General features: G+C 45.4%; 15 protein-coding genes. 12 read left to right on the plus strand and 3 right to left on the minus strand.

Annotation, left to right across the window (positions count from 1 at the left end; all coding sequences use genetic code 11):
• The first annotated feature begins 14 nt into the window (after positions 1-14).
• Both glgD and NST94_RS02915 read left to right on the plus strand, forming a co-directional pair.
• Positions 15-1,118 (plus strand): glucose-1-phosphate adenylyltransferase subunit GlgD, encoded by a 1,104-nt coding sequence (glgD, locus tag NST94_RS02910; RefSeq protein ID WP_036676786.1) that lies wholly within the window; start codon positions 15-17, stop codon positions 1,116-1,118.
• Between the two features lie 100 nt (positions 1,119-1,218).
• The gene (locus NST94_RS02915; protein WP_036676789.1) at positions 1,219-3,651 is read left to right on the plus strand and encodes a glycogen/starch/alpha-glucan phosphorylase; all 2,433 of its coding nucleotides are present in this window, start codon (positions 1,219-1,221) and stop codon (positions 3,649-3,651) included.
• Between the two features lie 86 nt (positions 3,652-3,737).
• Here the strand turns inward: NST94_RS02915 and NST94_RS02920 are convergent, their stop codons facing one another.
• Positions 3,738-4,217 (minus strand): GAF domain-containing protein, encoded by a 480-nt coding sequence (locus NST94_RS02920; RefSeq protein WP_036676791.1) that lies wholly within the window; start codon positions 4,215-4,217, stop codon positions 3,738-3,740.
• Between the two features lie 228 nt (positions 4,218-4,445).
• On the opposite strand from NST94_RS02920, the gene NST94_RS02925 reads away from it, so the two are divergent.
• The 4 genes from NST94_RS02925 (at position 4,446) to NST94_RS02940 (ending at position 7,322) form a co-directional block, all read left to right on the plus strand.
• Positions 4,446-4,727, plus strand: coding sequence for a hypothetical protein (locus NST94_RS02925; protein WP_036676794.1), 282 nt, complete (start codon positions 4,446-4,448; stop codon positions 4,725-4,727).
• A 184-nt stretch (positions 4,728-4,911) separates the two neighbouring features.
• The gene (locus NST94_RS02930; protein WP_248549067.1) at positions 4,912-5,466 is read left to right on the plus strand and encodes a GNAT family protein; all 555 of its coding nucleotides are present in this window, start codon (positions 4,912-4,914) and stop codon (positions 5,464-5,466) included.
• A gap of 30 nt (positions 5,467-5,496) precedes the next feature.
• Positions 5,497-7,005 carry an MDR family MFS transporter gene (locus NST94_RS02935; protein ID WP_339281628.1) on the plus strand — a complete coding sequence of 503 codons (1,509 nt, stop codon included), beginning with the start codon at positions 5,497-5,499 and terminating at the stop codon, positions 7,003-7,005.
• Positions 7,006-7,034: 29 nt separating this feature from the next.
• Entirely contained in the window at positions 7,035-7,322 is a 288-nt protein-coding gene (locus NST94_RS02940; RefSeq protein WP_339281629.1) for a hypothetical protein, read from the plus strand.
• A gap of 626 nt (positions 7,323-7,948) precedes the next feature.
• Here the strand turns inward: NST94_RS02940 and NST94_RS02945 are convergent.
• Positions 7,949-8,416 (minus strand): MarR family transcriptional regulator, encoded by a 468-nt coding sequence (locus NST94_RS02945; RefSeq protein WP_036676802.1) that lies wholly within the window; start codon positions 8,414-8,416, stop codon positions 7,949-7,951.
• Between the two features lie 349 nt (positions 8,417-8,765).
• Here NST94_RS02945 and NST94_RS02950 point away from each other — a divergent pair, with 349 nt between their 5' ends.
• The 3 genes from NST94_RS02950 to NST94_RS02960 all read left to right on the plus strand — a co-directional run bounded on the left by NST94_RS02950 (position 8,766) and on the right by NST94_RS02960 (position 12,266).
• Positions 8,766-10,109 carry an MFS transporter gene (locus tag NST94_RS02950; RefSeq protein WP_339281630.1) on the plus strand — a complete coding sequence of 448 codons (1,344 nt, stop codon included), beginning with the start codon at positions 8,766-8,768 and terminating at the stop codon, positions 10,107-10,109.
• A gap of 160 nt (positions 10,110-10,269) precedes the next feature.
• Positions 10,270-11,010, plus strand: a complete 741-nt coding sequence (locus tag NST94_RS02955) for an ABC transporter ATP-binding protein (protein WP_036676805.1) — start codon at positions 10,270-10,272, stop codon at positions 11,008-11,010.
• Complete coding sequence (locus NST94_RS02960; protein WP_339281631.1) at positions 11,007-12,266, plus strand: ABC transporter permease; 1,260 nt, start codon at positions 11,007-11,009, stop codon at positions 12,264-12,266. Before NST94_RS02955 ends, NST94_RS02960 begins: the two co-directional genes overlap by 4 nt.
• 449 nt (positions 12,267-12,715) lie before the next feature.
• Here NST94_RS02960 and NST94_RS02965 read toward each other — a convergent pair whose 3' ends face one another.
• Positions 12,716-13,984, minus strand: a complete 1,269-nt coding sequence (locus tag NST94_RS02965) for an NAD(P)/FAD-dependent oxidoreductase (protein WP_339281632.1) — start codon at positions 13,982-13,984, stop codon at positions 12,716-12,718.
• Positions 13,985-14,378: 394 nt separating this feature from the next.
• On the opposite strand from NST94_RS02965, the gene NST94_RS02970 reads away from it, so the two are divergent.
• The 3 genes from NST94_RS02970 to nadE all read left to right on the plus strand — a co-directional run bounded on the left by NST94_RS02970 (position 14,379) and on the right by nadE (position 17,414).
• On the plus strand, positions 14,379-15,881 hold the full coding sequence (locus NST94_RS02970; protein ID WP_081393520.1) for an ATP-binding protein: 1,503 nt from the start codon (positions 14,379-14,381) through the stop codon (positions 15,879-15,881).
• 120 nt (positions 15,882-16,001) lie between these two features.
• Complete coding sequence (locus tag NST94_RS02975; RefSeq protein ID WP_036676813.1) at positions 16,002-16,436, plus strand: BrxA/BrxB family bacilliredoxin; 435 nt, start codon at positions 16,002-16,004, stop codon at positions 16,434-16,436.
• A gap of 168 nt (positions 16,437-16,604) precedes the next feature.
• Positions 16,605-17,414, plus strand: a complete 810-nt coding sequence (gene nadE, locus NST94_RS02980) for an ammonia-dependent NAD(+) synthetase (protein ID WP_076124401.1) — start codon at positions 16,605-16,607, stop codon at positions 17,412-17,414.
• Positions 17,415-17,506: the final 92 nt, after the last annotated feature.

Here is a 17,506-nt window from a genome sequence, read left to right on the forward strand (position 1 = left end):
GACGGTGGATTCCGATGAAGCAACTCATGGGTGTAATTAATCTGGATCATGAACTCGATAAACTAAATGAACTCACTTATTTCCGCTGTGGTGCAGCCGTACCTTTTGCCAGTCGTTATCGGTTGATAGATTTCGTGCTTTCCAATATGATGCGTGCGGATCTGGAGAGCGTGGGCCTGTTTGTTCGCCGTAAATACCGTTCTTTAATGGACCATTTGGGTGACGGGAAATCTTGGGATATGAATCGCAAGCATGGGGGACTATTTATTTTGCCTCCGGACTGGAATGATCCCACCGATACTTCTCTTGGCGACCTTCAGCATTATCATAATAATCTGGATCTTTTTAAACGGGGATCTGCAAAATATATTGTGTTTTCCGGCAGCCAGCATATTAATACTATCGATCTCCAGGACTTGTACAGCTACCATTTGGAGAAGGGTGCCGATGTTACAGTAGTATACAAAAAAATAGAGCAATTGCAGCCAGAGCATGAGTTATGCCAGCGTATTGAAGTGGACGAAGAGAATAATGTGACCAATATCCATCATGAGAAGGATCATCCCAATTTATATCTCGATATCTTCATTATGGAGAAAAAACTGTTCCTGGAGCAGGTGGAACATTGCATTGCACATGGGGAGAGTTACTTTTTCCGTGATGTCATTCAGAAAAACCGCCATAAATTCAAAATCGCTGCTTATGAGTATCATGGCTATCATGCCGTAATTAATTCATTGGAAAGCTATTATAAGAATAGTCTGGAGCTGCTTCAGCAGGAGAATTACTTTAGTCTGTTCAAAGAAAGTCCAGTGCAGACGAAGATTAAATATGAGGCTCCTACCCGATATTTAGAGAGCGCAAATGTCAGCAATTCACTGGTGGCTAACGGCTGCATTATAGCTGGAACGGTGGAGAACAGCGTGATCTTTCGTGGGGTTCAGGTACGTAAAGGAGCGAAGATCATCAACTCTGTAATTATGCAGAAGTGCATTATAGAGGAAGATGCTGTTATTGAGAATGTGATCATGGATAAGGACGTACATTTAAGTAAGAATCGAATTCTCGTCGGGGATAGTAAACGTCCATTTGTGATCGCCAAGAGCAGCAAAATATAAACCAACTGGATTAGATGAAACGAAACAGTATAACCTATCTGATCTACAGGCATAGTCTAATGCATCCCTAAAAAAAGCTTTTGTCAGGAGGAACCTGCTGTTGTTTAACGATAAAGAAACTTTCAAACAGGTGTTTCGCGAGACGCTCATCAGTAAATTGGGCAAACCTTTGGAGGAAGCCTCGAATGCTGATGTCTATAAAATATTAGGCAACATGATTCGCGAGAATGCCGGGAAAAATTGGGCGGATACCAATCAAAAGTACAAGACGGATAAGGATAAGCAGGTATACTATTTTTCTATGGAGTTTCTGATCGGAAGACTTCTGGGGAACAATCTGCTGAATATGGGCGTGCTGGAGGTCGTGCGTGAGGGATTGGCCGATCTTGGTTTCTCGCTGCAGGATATAGAGGAGGTAGAAGCCGACGCTGGGCTTGGCAATGGAGGACTTGGACGTCTAGCTGCTTGTTTCTTGGATTCACTGGCCTCCCTGCAATATGCGGGGCATGGTTGCGGCATACGTTATAAATACGGCCTGTTCGAGCAGAAAATCGTTGACGGGTATCAGGTGGAACTGCCCGATTACTGGCTGCAAAATGATAATGTATGGGAAGTGCGTCGTGAAGACAAGCAGGTAGAAGTAAGGTTCTGGGGTGTGATTGAGACTCGGGAGGAGAACGGGCGGCTTATCTTTGAGCATAGTCAATATGAGGCCGTTCGTGCAGTTCCGTATGATGTGCCTATCATTGGTGCAGATCGGCGGCATGTGAATACACTGCGCAACTGGAGCGCGGAGTCCATCACCCAGCCTACCAGAACCTTTGGCTCTTTTGCCGGATCAGACTATCATAAATTCCTGGAATATAAGCGTTCCGTAGAATCCATCTCGGAGTTCCTGTATCCGGATGACTCTCAATACGAAGGCAAGCTGTTGCGGTTGAAGCAGCAATACTTCCTCTGCAGCGCTGGCCTGCAAAGTATTCTGCGAACCTTTGGAAAGCTTGGACTCCCTATACAATCGCTGCCCGACAAGGTTGCGCTTCATATCAATGATACACATCCGACGCTTGTAATTCCTGAATTGCTGCGGATTCTGATGGATGTACATGGATTAGGATGGGATGAGGCGTGGAGTATTACAACTCGTATGGTGTCCTATACAAATCATACGATCTTGAGCGAAGCCCTGGAGAAATGGCCTATTCAAATGGTCAGGGACTTGCTTCCACGTATTTTTCTTATCATTGAAGAGATTAATGCCCGCTTCTGCGGCGAGCTGATGAGTCGTTATCCCGGCGATCAGGACCGGATTTCACAGATGGCAATTATTCATGACGATCAGGTTCGCATGGCTCATCTGGCGATTGTGGCGAGCCATAGTGTCAATGGGGTAGCAGCGCTGCATACAGAAATATTGATGAAACGCGAAATGCGGCTCTTTAATGAAATGTACCCGCACCGCTTCAATAATAAGACGAATGGGATTACTCACCGGCGTTGGCTGATGCATGCCAATCCGGATCTGGCTAACCTTATCAATCAATCGATAGGAACCCGCTGGATGAGCCATCCGCAAGAGATGATTGGTTTGATTAAATATTGTGAGGATGCTTCCTTTCAGGAACAAGTAGCCAGCATTAAACGGCGGAATAAGCTCAAGTTGGCTGAATACATTTACAGCAAGCATTCAGTACATGTAGACCCCGACTCTATCTTTGATGTTCAGGTGAAGCGCCTGCATGCTTATAAGCGGCAGCTGCTAAATATTTTGCATATTCTGCATATGTACAACCAAATCAAAGATAATCCTTCGATGGATATGGTACCGCGCACGTTTATATTCGGAGCAAAGGCGGCACCAAGCTATCATTTGGCGAAGCGAATTATCAAGCTGATCAATACTGTGGCGGAGGCTGTCAACAAGGATCCGGATGTTAAAGGCAAGATCCGTATCTTTTTCCTTGAGAATTATTCGGTATCCTTGGCCGAGAAGATCATTCCTGCTGCGGATATTAGTGAACAGATTTCTACAGCGAGTAAAGAGGCTTCCGGTACGGGGAATATGAAGTTTATGATGAACGGTGCATTAACCGTAGGTACGATGGACGGTGCTAACGTGGAAATGCATGAGATGGTAGGGGACAACAATATGTTCCTGTTCGGTCTTCGTGCTGAGCAGGTAATGGATTATTATCAGCATGGCGGCTATCACGCACGTGATATCTACAATGGGGATAGCCGTGTGAAGGAAGTATTGGATCAGTTGGTTAATCCGGGACCTATATGCTGTCATGGTGCGGAGTTTGAGACCATTTTCCATTCTCTTTTGGATAATAACGATGAATTCTTTGTGCTTAAGGATTTCGCAAGTTATGTCGAGACTCATGTCGAGATTGACCGGGCATACCGCAACCGTCAGGAGTGGCTGAAAAAGTCTATTATAAATATTGGTCATTCCGGTAAATTCTCAAGTGATAACACGATTAGCCGCTACGCCGCGGAGATTTGGAATATCAGTCCGGTACGGCTATAGGCTCAACAAGAATAGGCTGACTTATAAGTAGGAGATTCCTACAAATGAGACAGCCTATTTCTTATGCTCTATAGGGCAGAGCTGCTTTAGATAACTTCCGATACCAGGGCTGCGAACCGCTCCAGGAACCGGCGTTCCTCATCATCAAAACGATCTTTCAGCGGACTGTCGATATCGAGTACGCCAAGCAAACGATCATCCTTGATCAGCGGGACAACAATTTCGCTGTTTGAAGCGGCGTCACAGGCGATATGTCCAGGGAATGCATGCACATCTCCAACTACTAACGTGCGTCGTTCCGCAGCAGCCGTTCCGCAGACTCCACGAGACAACGGGATGCGGATGCAGGCAGGAAGACCTTGGAAAGGCCCGAGCACAAGCTCCTTGCCATCAAATAAATAAAAACCGGCCCAATTCGTATCCGGCATAGCGTGTTTAAGCAGTGCCGAAGCATTGGCCAGGTTGGCCGTAGCACTTGGTTCGTCCTTTACTAATGCTTCTAGTTGGATTAGAACCGCTTCAAACTGCTCGTTGCGTGTTCCATCGTAAGGCATAGCTTGAAACATGAAGCATCACCTTCCTGTACTTTAAATTCAAATATGAACTCATAACTGTAATTATCAACATAGTACAGCTAGACATAATACGTCAAGCGACAATACCAATCTGTAACAATATGGAATGTTCCTTGAAGTCCATGAAATGCGGAACAGCCACAATAATGTTTCCGGGGATCGGTCAGAGGGTAATGCTAGTATAAATACCGAAGGCTATATAGCCGGAAGAGGTGGAATATGCGCGCTGATGTACAGAACTTGTTCATAGGAATTCATATGCTTTATTGTGCACGGGATAAAGATGTGACGATCTCAGAGATGCTGCTCGGACTTGAAGATCTGGGGTATCGTGTAGGAGAACGCGAAGTGAAACAGGAATTGGAAAAGCTGACACTGGACAACTTTCTGACTGCCCATACCGAAGGGTACAGTATTACGGGGACTGGAATTGAAGAGTTCAAGGATATTCGAGCCAAACTTCAGGTGTTATGCAGTGAAGTTATTCATGAAGCGGAATGAAATCATTGTAGTTAAGTTTAATAAAAAGCGTCTGTATTTAGGGAGTGTTTGCTCCCTGCTGCAGACGTCTTTTTACGTTAACGCGTAGAATTTGTTCTTTTCAATGTTAAAGAATTTAGAACTTTTATCTTAAGGATATACTCTTGAATGATGTATAATTGATAAGTTGAAGGGGGGCAGAGACTTGTATAACTGCAATGGAGTGATACCCACACTGGTCGGCAGTAGAGTGAAGCTGTGTGCTATGACTACTGAACATGCTTCAGCATTGTATCAGATCTGGTCTCATCCAGAGGTCACCCGCTGGCTGGGGGCTCCAGCATTATCCTCTATCGAAGAGACTGAGCAACTGATTGCATTTTTATCACAGATGGCTCAGGAAGAGGACAGCTTACGCTGGAGTATTGTAGGACCCGGAGGTGAAGTTATAGGGAGCTGCGGGTATAACTATTGGCAGTTACAGGGAGCTTACCGCGGGGAAATTGGCTGCGATCTGGCGCCTGCCTTTTGGGGGCTTGGATATATGAAAGAAGCGCTTGGTTTAGTGCTCAACTTCGGCTTCAATAGGATGGGGCTGAATCGGATAGAAGCGCTGTGTCATCCTGATAATAATCGTGCGGAGAGGCTGGTTCAAACGCTCGGCTTTCAGAAGGAAGGTATACTGCGTCAATATCGTCAGACCCCTTCCGGCTTTCAGGATGTGACTCTACATGCGCTTCTGCGTGGGGAATGGCAATGATTTGATTACATAAAGAGAGGGTTTGGAACATTGAAGTCAACAGGGGATTTAGAACGTAAATTAATACTGATAGGGGTGCTGCTAGCTACCTTTTTGGCTGCGATTGAAGGAACGGTAACAGGACCAGCGGGTCCAGCTATCGTAGGTGAATTTCAGGGAATGCAGTGGCTTAGCTGGATATTCACTTCTTATTTGCTGGCAATGGCTATTACTACTCCTATTTTCGGCAAAATCAGTGACCTCTTTGGACGCAAGCCGGTGTTCATGTGGGGGGCAGCTGTTTTTTTATTAGGCTCATTATTATGCGGTATTTCGCAAAGTATGGAACAGCTGATCCTGTTCCGGGCAATACAGGGGATTGGCGCGGGTGCGCTCATTCCAATGACCTTTACCATTATCGGGGATATTTACAGTATTGAAGAGAGAGCGAAGACACAAGGATTACTTAGCTCTGTATGGGGGATTTCCTCTTTGGTAGGCCCTCTTCTTGGAGGATATGTTGTAGATTACCTAAGCTGGCGCTGGGTATTTGTCTTTAATCTGCCATTTGGTTTACTAGCAATGGTATTTATTGCCCGTTATTTGAAGGAAGAGAAGGTACGTCGGAAAGCACAAATTGATGTGGCAGGGGTGCTGCTATTCGCTGCTGGTATGGGCGCATTACTCTTCGGTCTCTCCACAGGAGGACAGAATCTGGAGTGGACATCCCCACTGCTAATTGCAACTCTAAGTGTGGCTGTTATCCTGCTAGTTTTATTTTTCTTTGTGGAGCGTCGTGCTCCTGAACCTATGTTGCCGCTGTGTCTATTCTCGAACCGCAACATAGCGGTGTCTACTGGGGCTAACCTGCTGGTAAGCACATTAATTATTGGGCTTTCTACGTATGTGCCATTATGGGTGCAGGGTGTATCCGGAAAAAGCGCCGCCATCTCAGGTTTGCTACTGGCGCCGATGTCGGTAGGCTGGATGTTTGGTTCGATCGCCGGAGGGCGGATGATTCTAAAAGCAGGTTCGCGTCGAACCGCAATGCTTGGATTGATTATGATCGCTGCCGGGGCTATTGGTCTGGCTTTCTTAACAGGAGAGTCTTCACAGCTGCTGCTCTTATGCTTGATGCTGGTCTGTGGAGTTGGCTTTGGGTATTCTTCTACAGTCTTTACGATTATCGCGCAGTCCTCTGTTGCGTATGAGCAACGGGGAGCATCTACAGCGCTTAATGCGTTCACGCGTTCTTTAGGACAGACTGTTGGGGTGGCTATTTTTGGTTCCTGGCTGAACTTGAATATTGATAAGCTGTTAAGAAAACAACCAGATTCGAACATCTCAGGAGATGATATTAATAAGCTGCTTGGATCACATGCAGGAACCAACCTGTCTGGGGAAGTATCAAACAGTCTGCGTGATGCCCTTGAAGGTGGTCTTCATTCATTATTTATCGTAATGGCAGTTTTCGCTGTTTTGTCGCTGATAATATCCTGGGGTTTGCGCAAGGGTGTGCCTTCAGTAGAGGATGCTTCATCGTCCTTGAAAAAGGCATAACTTATTAGGTAGATAGCGTGTTAAAGTGGTTGAACCATACGAATTTACTCCCTGGAGTGGAGTACGGAGTGACGCATGGAATGACCGACGGTGTGGCATATGGAATGACGCATGGACTAACGGACGGAGTATCACATGAAATGACGCATGGAGTGACACATGGAATCACGCACGGAGTGGCGTACGGAAAGACACATGGAATGACACACGGAAAGACGCATGGAATGACATATGGAGTGACGCATGGAGTGACATATGGAATGACACATGGAATAACGGATGGGTGGCACGCCAGATTGATGCAACCTCTAGAGTAGAGCGTCGATGGAAGCAGTGGAAGCAATCGTTAGGCAAATTTAGTTGTATTTTGTACAACTATAATCCTGCCGTTAACTCTTCAATGGATATAGCTGTATTTAGTACATCTATTTTCTTGATTTACTCGCCTAGGGGTACTTTTTCTGGTTTTTAATTGTACAGAATACACTTAAAGTTAGAATAATCCGATTTGCATACGAAATAGCTGTATAGAATGCAGTTATTCCTTTAGCTACTGCTCAGGTTCCCATCAAGATCGGGCGCTGAAAATATAGCGGGTTATATCAAAAGTGGATTTTACCGAAAGTGGATTTTACTGAGAGCGATAGTTACGGTCAGCTAGAAGGGACATCAATCTAAGGTGTGCACGCCAAGTCCAATCAGAATCGTGCTCGCAAGTCCCGCCTGCCGAATAAGGATGACTATGATCCGAGGTTTGCCAAAAGCGGACCTCAAAGTCCGTCTTCGGCATCGACTTACCGATCATCTGCTCAAGTAAGCCGGCGCAGAACAAAGAAAACCAATGGGCGATTCTCAAATAAATCGGAGAATCGCCTATTGGTTTTCTTTTTAACATTAACAGAAATCAATAACAGCTTGTCTAAAACACATAAATAAGCGACTCTTACTTACGAGGAAGAGGGGATAGCTTCTCAGCTTGTAGACCCATCTTTTTGAGCAGAACAATCATTTGTTCCTTCTCATCATCATTCAGACCGCTGAAAGCAAGATGCAGGCGTTCTGAATATTTCGGATACATCTCATTCATGAGACGTTCACCTTCCGTAGTCAGCTCCGCAAAAATCACACGGCGGTCGCTCGGACAAGGCTTACGCTGCAAATAGCCGCGTTCCTCAAGCTTATCGATTACATAAGTAACGTTGCCACTTTGCAGCAGCAGCTTGGCGCCAATTTGTTGAATGGGTTGTGGTCCCTTATAGTACAACACTTCCATAACGGCAAAGGCAGTCGGATTAAAACCTTCAATTTTGCTGCCGGTAACAGCATGTTCATTAATGCTCTTAAAAGACTTGGCAAATACCCGGTACAAATGTAGTGTTAATTGCGTATCACGTTCGTAAGATTGTATCATGCTTCTCCACCCTCTATCGTTAATCATGTGTGAACTCATCGCACAGTTTGCAATCAATAGTCATTAGTGCACGGGTTACCTGTGCAACGAACCTTGAGATAACCTTAGAATACGTGAAAGAGCGAATGAAGAACATGTGATTTGTCACAATGAGCACACTTTTAATTATTAAAAATCAAACAATTTTTTGAATACGATAAAAACGAAGGTTTTTTTGATTTCAGTCTTTGAAAGGATAAGAATTTCAGTCTTAGGTTCAAGCGCTATTTACGCCTCCAGACGGATGATTGATGTTCTCTAATATTTTACTATTACTTCATCGAGAAATAGTAACGGGGAGTGAAGTAAGATGGAGGAACAACTGGCTCATGATTCAAAAGAAGGAAAGCTAACGGCGAATAAGCCCTTTATGCTGCTTATTGCCGCACAGCTTGTATCGAATGTGGGAGACTGGTTGCATATCCTAGCGCTACTGACAATGGTAGGTTTTAAATGGAATGCGACACCGTGGGAAATTACGGCTATATCTTTATGTATGGCTGTGCCGTTGCTCTTAGGAGGACCGTTCGCAGGTTATTTAAGTGATCGTTTTAACCGCAAGGCGCTGATGATTGGTTCGGATCTAGCTCGTGCCGGAATCGTTGTTTGTTTGGTATTTGCAGGTTCTCTCTGGCAGGTATATGTCCTGCTGGTGGCTAAAGGGATCATGGATGTACTCTTTTCACCAGCCAAAAGCGGAAAGCTCAAGGAGCTTGTCCCTGCGGCCCAGATGGATAAAGCCATGGCGCTTAGCTCATCTATTGAACAAATAACCAAAATTGTAGGTCCTGCTCTAGGTGGACTGCTGGTTGCCGCATTTGGTATTGCCGCTTGTTATGTGATTGACTCGGCTACCTTCATTTTATCGGCGGTCATCTTAATAGGACTGCCGCGTGCGGCTGCACTGAAGAAAGATGCAGCAGAGGATAGCACAGGGGAAAATGGTGCTCAGAAGTCTTTTCGCCAAGAAATGTCGGCGGGTCTGCAGGTGATCGCGGGAATGCCTGTAGTACTTTGCGGGATTGCTATGCTGGTGCTAGTGCTGCTAATGCTGCAAATTGGTGATTCGCAGATTGTAACGTTATTCCGGGAAATTCCGGGTGTGAACGGTGATCTGCTGGGTTGGTGTGTGGCAGCCAGTGGTCTTGGCACCTTACTGTCAGCCCTGCTTGTAAGCCGTATAGGCAGTGGTAAACATACGCTCGTCTTTATGGGATTGGGAGCTGTAATTATGGGGGTTGTTTTCTCAAGTGCAGGAATTGTAACTGCCCACGGTCAGGCTGGATTATGGATGAACATCGCTTTATTTGGTTCTTTTATGTTTGCTGGTGTGGGAGCAGGCCTTGCATTCATTCCCTTCAATTCTATGCTGCAACAGCGGACCCCTGCGGAATACACGGGCCGTGTATTTGGAACTATAGGCAGTCTAACAAGTGCGGCTGTTATCTTGGGACCTGTGGCCGGTGGGGCTTTAGTTACAGCGTCAGGACCTGTCCCGGCTTTCATTCTCTCTGGTTTGCTTACAGCCCTGCTCGGAGTGTTACTGTTAATGCTGCGTGGTAAAATCGAGCGTAGAGATGAAGCGGCAATTAAACGTGAAGAAGAAATTTCAGCAACAAATAACCTAGAGCTTCTCGGACAGACCTCTCTTTAATGGGAGGTTTCTTTTTTAAATAGGAGAGTAGTTCTCTGAGCTGTGAAAAAATCAGTTTGCTTCCTTGGAGAAAGTATATATAGTACGATTAGAGAAGCTATCTTTCTGGATTGGAATTTCGATAATAATATTCATTAGAAATATTTAGGAGTTGGCGAATATGGAGAATGTAGAAATAACAGGGGATACCGAGAGCGACGAAGAGATTGTACTCGATGTTGAGATCGATGAAGCAGGCTATGAAGCAGGTGCCCCATGCATATTCGATATTTCATTTCAGGTGCGGCGTGGACAGCTGCTCGGACTGATCGGACCAAACGGTGCGGGAAAAAGTACTACAATCAAAACACTGCTCGGTTTGCTTAAGAATACCAAAGCTAAGGTCTCCTTTAATGGAGTTAATAAATCCTATGCTTATGTACCGGAGCAGCCGGTGTTTTATGAGGACCTGACCTTATGGGAGCACTTAGATTTGGCTGCTGCTGCTTATGGACTAAAATATGAGCAGTTTCAAGAAACGGCGGAGAGGTTACTGAAGCAGTTCGGCATGAATCATGTCCGTGATGATCTTCCAGCTGGTTTCTCTAAGGGTATGAAACAGAAAATGATGCTGATGCTTGGCTTTTTGGTGCAGCCGGATGTTTATATTGTGGACGAGCCTTTTATCGGCTTGGATCCTCGGGCCACTAAAGATTTCCTGCGGCTGCTGGAAGCGGAGCGGCAGCGCGGAGCTGGTGTATTAATGTCTACGCATGTATTGGATACTGCTGAGAAAATTTGCGATGATTTTGTGCTGATCTCGGGTGGCAGGGTTGCCGCTGCTGGAACGCTCGAAGATATACGTGATTATGCTGGGTTGCCGGAGGCGTCGTTGTTTGATTGCTTCGACGAACTGACATGAGTAAGCAGAAGCAGCGAGGGTTTGCTTTTCCTACCTCCAAAAAGCTATTCTGGCGGCGATTATTTTCTCATTGGCGTGAGCAATCTGCTATTATCCGTACGGCTGCCGATTGGACTGTGCTGTTATATATACTGATTCCCGGGGGATTTCTGGGAGGACGGTTATATTACGGGTTCTGGAACGAGGCATTGCCAGCTTGGAGTGGAGATTTGCCGTTTATGCTCATTCCTTCATTATTAGTGCTCCTGCTCTGTAGAGGGGGACTGGTGCTATTATTGCAGGAAGGCGATCTATTATTTCTAAGACAACGGCAGCGATGGATAAATACGATTATGTTTCGCGGGTTGCTGTACAGCCTGATCGTAACATCGTTGAAGTTCTGTGTAGCTTTTGTGCTGTTATTACCTTTTCTGGTTCGGGGATATGGAATGCTGTCATCAGAGGTATGGGCGCTGTTCGCTCTGACTTTGGCATGTAGCTGGTGCATTAAATTACTGGGGCATATTGTAAAAGTACAAAAGCAAGGCTGGCGGCGCTGGCTGTGGCTGATTCTGGCCATCTCCGTTCCTTGTGGGATCTATTTCCGTGCAGCTACGTTTTGGAACAACAGTCCAGTTTTTATGCTGCTGATCGCAGCACTCTTTGCAGTCGTAGCGGTAATCGCTCTTCAGCGGCGTATAGTGATGCGTGGGACATTCATGAACGATGTGCGTGAAGATTATAAGCAGCGGATGAAAATAGCGGCCCTATTACTCCGCGGTGTACTGGATAAGCCACGTCCGACCCGCCATAAGCCGTGGATTTTCCGGAAATCACAGCCTTTGCTAAAATCAAAAACTGCCGAGAGTCGTTTCTCTGCGGCAGCGATTAAGGCCCTTGTACGGAATCCTGCTCATTTAAAGCTCTACTTATCGTTTACTGCTGTGTCCCTTCTAGCGATATTTATCATTCCATCAGGGTTCAAATGGCTGGGCTTTATAGTTTTAGTTTCTCTCATGACCAATTGGCTGTTGTCGTTCTGGTCGTTATTCGTGGGAGATGATTACATCGGAATTCTGCCGTTTACAAAGGAACAAAAAGCCGAAGCGGGGCTGCGTGCGGTCCCTATCTTACTGCTTCCTTTTTCAATCATTTGTTCTGCGCTGATCTGTATTTCCTTATATGGATGGTTTGGGATTATCCTGTTCATCCCGCTAGGTTATATCGTTGCACTGTTTAGCTCTAGAATATTTGGAACATTTCGCTTAGCGAAATAAAGATATAAATAGAACGGAAGAGTGCCTCATAAGCCGTGAAAAGGCTGCTGGGGCACTCTTCTTTTTTTGTCTTGATTCGATCTATTGCACGCACGTACGTATGAGGTACCTAGCTAGCCTATCGGACACAGCTGCCCCTAAACATACTATTTTTCCACTTTTGGGATGCTAACGGACTCCATAGTTGCTATTGCCATGAAAAACACCATATATGAGTCTCGTTATAATGAATAGCGTGGTTGGAGTCCGAAACACTGCCCATAAGGTGATAAATTCGCCAATAACGTCATCTGGATCCGAAGCCGCAGTAGCTGATTAGGACAGACGCTCCACATAGCAGCTGAGGAACCCAAAACAGAGGAGCGATTCTCCAATTAATGAGAGAATCGCGCAGACCGCCATTTTCAAAGTAGTAAGCTGCTTGGAGGATATTCACGTTGCATTAGAGATTATCCCAGTCGAATGTCAGCAGCGTGTTTGCCTGCTGTATATCCTGTTGAGAAGGCCGCTGTTATATTGTAGCCTCCTGTATAGCCATGGATATCGAGTACCTCGCCGCAGAAGAATAACCCCGGCATAAGCTTCGATTCCATTCTTTTGGGATCGATCTCCTTCAGGTTTACCCCGCCCCCGGTAACAAAGGCCTCGGATAGGGAACGGGTGCCATGCACATAAACCGGCATGCGTTTCAAAATCCCAGCTAATAGAAGCAACCCATTCTTGGAGACGTGATGGCCAGTTGTATCCCCATCTAAGTCAGCTTTAGTCAGCAAGAGGGGGATGAGACGTTCTGGCAACAGTCCTTTCAGCGAATTGCGGATCGCTTTCTTAGGTTCCTGATCCAGCTTATCCTGCAACATTGATTCTACTTCCTGTGTGTTCAGATCAGGGAAGAGATCAATGGACATCTCCACCGTATCTGTGCCGGATTTACGTTGGACTTGTCTCAGAAATTGGCTGCACCGCAGTGCAATGGGCCCTGATAATCCAAAATGGGTGAATATCATATCTCCTCGATGAGAGATGACCTTCTTTCCTTTAGGATTCCACACAGTGAGGGCTACATCACGTAGCGACAGGCCTTGCAGCTCGCCTGACTTAATCCATTCTTCCCGTGAAAGAATCGGCACCTCTGTCGGAAACAGCTCGGTGATCGTGTGCCCTGCGGCTTCTGCCCAAGGGTAGCCATCTCCAGTGGAACCGGTCTGTGGTACAGACTTGCCTCCGGTGGCGATGATAACAGCAGTGCAGGCGATCGTCTTGCCCGAGCTCAGCTGGACTCCCTTAACAGCCTCTTCGTTATAGATTATTCTTGAGACGGGACTGTCGGTCATAATCTGCACGCCTAGACTCCGTACTTTGCTGATTAGGGCAGAGACGACACTAGAGGCCTTATCGGAAACGGGAAACATCCGCCCGTTATCTTCTTCTTTTAATGCAATGCCTAAACCTTCAAAAAAGGCGATGATATCCTGGTTATTAAAATGGTCGAAGGCACTATACAAAAAACGCCCGTTTCCTGGAATATGGGCGATTAGCTCGTCTCTTTCCTTGACGTTGGTAACATTGCAGCGTCCGCCACCAGATATTCCGAGCTTTCGGCCTAGTTTTGCTCCCTTGTCGATTAGCAGAACGGATGCCCCGTGTTCTGCAGCGGCCACGCTTGCCATTAGACCCGAAGGGCCGCCCCCAATGACGATCACATCGTAATTGCTCATGAAATTTTACTCCTTTACATGTTAAGACACGGAAGCGATTTCCGCGGGTATTCCTAACGGAATCATACCATTCTGATTCACATGTAACCAGTCTTGTCCAATCATTAGGTGATTATCGTTGTCAGGAGAGTAATCCTGTGCTTTAATCTAAGCATGTAGGGTAATTTGTCCATTTTGGGGTGTGATTGTAATTATTGGTGCGGTTAAGGATATCTTATTGCAAATATCGGCAGCATGCTCCTTTCTTTTTCTTTTTCAATGGTGGGTGGACCGTAGATTTGTGACTCGGAAAAAGGGGAAGCTCCCAAATGATCAGACCTTTTTAATTTTGGCGTGTACGTTTAGTCTTATCCTGTGCTCTCTTCTTTCGACAACTCTGTTTGGTGTAGCCTATTTGAATTTAGGATTAATCCCTGCGTATATTGGTATTTTATATGGAACTACCCGTTCGGGCATTTTGCTGTCCATTTTCTTGCTTATCTGCAATGTAATCATTGCGGAGCCTACAGGAATCAGTAACGTGATATTGAATTCAGGGGTTTTATTATATCCGCTACTGTTTGGACTGGCCAAACCTTTTAAGAAAGGTACAGTAGTTGAGAAGATCGGTATGTTATGGATGATTCTTTGTCCAAGCATGCTATTTATTGCGTTAGTCCCGATTATAGGCGGGGAAAATATATATGAATCAAATTCCGTGCAAGCATTTCTGATTACGGTGTATCTGTTTTTTACCATCGCGCTAGGTGGTGTTTTTGTATATTTTGTTGAGATGGTTAGAAGTAGATTGCGGGATAAAGTACAAATGGAGAGTATCAGTGAAAGTTTCCAGTGGGAGTCCGAGAAGCTGCAGCAGATTACCAATGTAGTCCCTCTGAGTATTATGTCTCTGGATGAACACGGAGTTGTAACTGATCTTAATGATTGTATGTTAGGAATGATGAGGACTCATTATCCCAATTTGCGAAAAGAGGATATTATTGACGAACCGGTAAAAAAGTTTTTTCACAGCTCAGTGGATACACAGGCATATATGCGGGTAAGTGATAATATCCGCTCTAAACGGCGTTCCAGTGAAAAAATGATTCATGAGTCGCGCATCTATCAGATTTATTCAGCGCCGTTAATGCATAAGAGCTCAGGGGTAACAAGTGGTGCTGTAATTATTGTGCAGGATATGACCAATGAGGAAAAACTACGTGTAGAGCTGGATCATGTGGAACGTTTGAGCTTGGTCGGGCAGATGGCTGCTGGAATTACCCATGAGATTCGTAATCCTATGGCGGTAGTTCGGGGTTTTTTGCAGCTGATGAGAGAAAAGAGTGCTCAAGAATTGGATTCTTATTATCAGATTGTGATGGAAGAGCTGGACCGCGCTAATAGTATTATTAATGATTTTTTATCCTTGGCACAGAGCCGGGTTTCTGATAAAGAGAAGGTGCTGCTGCACCATATTATAGAAGAAGTTAGTCCATTGCTGTGGGCTGATGCTAATCTTCGCGGTCAAAGTGTTGAACTGAAGCTGAGCCCATCACTGCATGAATTGGAGCTAAATGTCCGGGAAATCAAGCAGCTTATTCTCAATTTAGGACGTAATGGTATGGAGGCTATGGGACCCAAGGGGGTGCTGACACTGGAGACACGCAGTACTCATGATAAAGTGGAGTTGATTGTCACCGATAGCGGTGTTGGTATGTCAGAAAGTCAACGCGAGAAGCTGTTTTTACCCTTTTTTACGACGAAAATTCAGGGAACAGGTCTAGGCTTATCCTTGTGTCTTAGTATTGTGGAGCGGCATAACGGTAAAATAAATGTAGAGTCTGTAGAAGGAGAGGGTACGGTATTTACGATCTCCTTCCCATTGGATAAGGAGGAACCCAGCGGGGTTCGCTCTTAGATTGAATCACCCTCTACAGCATCTCTTGCTTTCACAGAGTATGAATGTATAATAAAGTTAGTAAGTACTGCTGTAATATTATCTGACAAACAGTTGAAAAGTGAAGGAGAGTGCAGAGAAATGTCCATGTCTTTTAATCAATATATGAGAGATTCAATTCAGCCTATGCGTGATGACCTGACAAGTATCGGGTTTCAGGAGCTTATGACTCCAGAAGAGGTGGAAGCAACTCTTCCAACCGCAAAAGGAACATCGCTTGTAGTCGTAAATTCGGTCTGTGGTTGTGCTGCTGGACAATGTCGTCCAGGTGTAGCTCAGGCTTTGCAAAATGAAATCACTCCGGATCACTTGTTCACAGTGTTTGCAGGTCAAGAGAAAGAAGCTACTGCTAAAGCACGTGAATATTTTGCTCCTTATCCGCCATCCTCACCTTCCATCGCACTGATGAAGGATGGAGAACTCGTTCACTTTATTGAACGTCATGGTGTAGAAGATCGTTCGGCTGCTGAAATTGCTGCTGAATTGAAAGAAGTCTTCAATCGTTTGTGCCAGTAAAAACAGTTATTCCATATAATCTCGCATCAGCCGGTAAATCGGCTGCATGCGGGATTTTTCAAAATATAAGAGCAATAATGGGATAGAATATGCTTAGAAGCATGAGCTTCGTTTGGGTGGATATTTTGATGGATATGGAACCATTTCTGATGGAACGAGGTGTGTTTGGTGAGTTTACAGAAAGAAATTATTGCGGATCTTGGCGTGAAGCCAACGATTGATGTAGAGGTTGAGGCACGAAAACGGGTTGATTTCTTAAAGTCGTACGTGCTGAACGCAGGGGCTAAAGGATTATTGATCGCCATTAGTGGTGGAGTGGACAGTGCGGTAGCCGCGGGTCTTTGTAAACAGGCTACGGACGAGCTGTCGGCAGAAAAAGGCACAGAGTATATGACGCTTGGAGTATTCCAGCCTTATGGGGTTCAGGAAGATATTCAGCATAGCTATGATGTTGCCAAAGCTTTTAATCTGACTCATACTGTGGAGACCAACATTGAGGAAGCGGTAAATGAAATTGCCCTTGAAGTTGAGCATGGTCTGAAATCAATAGGCCAACACCGCCATATGACGCATCAAGGCAAAGGAAATGTTAAAGCCAGAACACGTATGGTTATGCAATATGCACTCGCTTTTGAGAACAATCTAATTGTAGTAGGAACGGATCATGCTTCTGAAGCGATTACCGGCTTCTACACGAAGTGGGGCGATGGCGCTGTAGATATTACACCACTATCCACACTTAATAAACGTCAGGTACGTCAATTGGCTGCACATATCGGTGTGCCTGCGGATATTGTCACAAAAGCACCTACGGCGGGCTTATGGCCGGGTCAGACGGATGAAACCGAGCTGGGCATTACTTATGACGATAACAGCGACTATCTTGAAGGTAAACAGGTTAACCCTGAAGTAGCTGAGAAGCTTGAGAATTATTACCGGAGAACGGCACATAAGCGTAATGTTATTCCGGGGATTTAGAATAGGTTGAACTAGAAATCGCCACGGGTCTGCGTAGCAGCAGCGCTCGTGGCGGTTTTTGTGAGTTGGATAGCTGGATAGACTAAGAAGAA

Source organism: Paenibacillus sp. FSL H8-0282 (assembly GCF_037963825.1).
In the GTDB taxonomy this organism is placed as follows: Bacteria; Bacillota; Bacilli; order Paenibacillales; family Paenibacillaceae; genus Paenibacillus_AQ; species Paenibacillus_AQ odorifer.